Raw genomic sequence first — 1,938 nt, 5'->3', positions numbered from 1 at the left:
GCTAAAACCTCCCCCCCATTTAAGCAACCCTTAAGCTTCAAAAGCATATAATCGCACTTTGCCAAAGTTTAAAGCGGTTTAAAAATCCAAAGGTTAAAAAGCCAAAGCGGTTTTAAAAAAGCACTTAAACTTAACGCAACGATCTTTGACATTTAAGCAAGAGAGTCTTGAAGCCAAATTTTTGTTTTTAAATTTTGTTTTGGCTTTTAAGAACTCTAGTTTTTGACACAACTTAGTCTTAACAGAGTAATCTTTAAGTGCTTATAGAGAAATCTATCAAGCACAGAGCCAGTTTAGGATAAACTTAACTTTATGGAGAGTTTGATCCTGGCTCAGAGTGAACGCTGGCGGCGTGCCTAATACATGCAAGTCGAACGATGAAGCCTAGCTTGCTAGGTGGATTAGTGGCGCACGGGTGAGTAACGCATAGATGACATGCCCTTTAGTTTGGGATAGCCACTAGAAATGGTGATTAATACCAAATATTACCCTACGGGGGAAAGATTTATCGCTAAAGGATTGGTCTATGTCCTATCAGCTTGTTGGTGAGGTAAAGGCTCACCAAGGCAATGACGGGTATCCGGCCTGAGAGGGTGAACGGACACACTGGAACTGAGACACGGTCCAGACTCCTACGGGAGGCAGCAGTAGGGAATATTGCTCAATGGGCGCAAGCCTGAAGCAGCAACGCCGCGTGGAGGATGAAGGTTTTAGGATTGTAAACTCCTTTTGTGAGAGAAGATAATGACGGTATCTCACGAATAAGCACCGGCTAACTCCGTGCCAGCAGCCGCGGTAATACGGAGGGTGCAAGCGTTACTCGGAATCACTGGGCGTAAAGAGTGCGTAGGCGGGGTTGTAAGTCAGGTGTGAAATCCTATGGCTTAACCATAGAACTGCATTTGAAACTACAACCCTAGAGTGTGGGAGAGGTAGGTGGAATTCTTGGTGTAGGGGTAAAATCCGTAGAGATCAAGAGGAATACTCATTGCGAAGGCGACCTGCTGGAACAATACTGACGCTGATTGCACGAAAGCGTGGGGAGCAAACAGGATTAGATACCCTGGTAGTCCACGCCCTAAACGATGGATGCTAGTTGTTGGGGGGCTTTGTCCTCCCAGTAATGCAGCTAACGCCTTAAGCATCCCGCCTGGGGAGTACGGTCGCAAGATTAAAACTCAAAGGAATAGACGGGGACCCGCACAAGCGGTGGAGCATGTGGTTTAATTCGAAGATACACGAAGAACCTTACCTAGGCTTGACATTGAAGGAATCTGCTAGAAATAGCGGAGTGTCTAGCTTGCTAGACCCTGAAAACAGGTGCTGCACGGCTGTCGTCAGCTCGTGTCGTGAGATGTTGGGTTAAGTCCCGCAACGAGCGCAACCCTCTTTCTTAGTTGCTAACAGGTTAAGCTGAGCTCTCTAAGAAGACTGCCTGCGTAAGCAGGAGGAAGGTGAGGACGACGTCAAGTCATCATGGCCCTTACGCCTAGGGCTACACACGTGCTACAATGGGATGCACAAAGAGATGCAATGCTGCGAAGCTGAGCCAATCTTAAAAACATCTCTCAGTTCGGATTGTAGGCTGCAACTCGCCTGCATGAAGCTGGAATCGCTAGTAATCGCAAATCAGCCATGTTGCGGTGAATACGTTCCCGGGTCTTGTACTCACCGCCCGTCACACCATGGGAGTTGTGTTTGCCTTAAGTCAGGATGCTAAGGTAGCTACTGCCCACGGCACACACAGCGACTGGGGTGAAGTCGTAACAAGGTAACCGTAGGTGAACCTGCGGTTGGATCACCTCCTTTCTTAGAGAACCCCTTTAAGACTTCGTTGTCTTAAGGACAAGGCTCAAGGCTCTCTTGCTTAGGTGTTAGGGTTTGTTTAAATTCTCCCTCATTAAATTTTTGTTAGAATAGCCCTTATCTTTGATTTAA

General features: G+C 47.1%; 1 rRNA gene. It reads left to right on the top strand.

Annotated elements, in window-relative coordinates:
- Positions 1 to 309: 309 nt before the first annotated feature.
- Positions 310 to 1,809 (top strand): 16S ribosomal RNA (locus tag QSJ47_RS08065).
- The last annotated feature ends 129 nt before the right edge of the window (positions 1,810 to 1,938 follow it).

The organism is Helicobacter sp. NHP22-001 (assembly GCF_030270165.1).
GTDB classification, from domain to species: Bacteria; Campylobacterota; Campylobacteria; order Campylobacterales; family Helicobacteraceae; genus Helicobacter; species Helicobacter gastrofelis.
The sequence above is the reverse complement of the archived record's forward strand: the minus strand, read 5'-3'. Positions and strand labels throughout refer to the sequence as shown.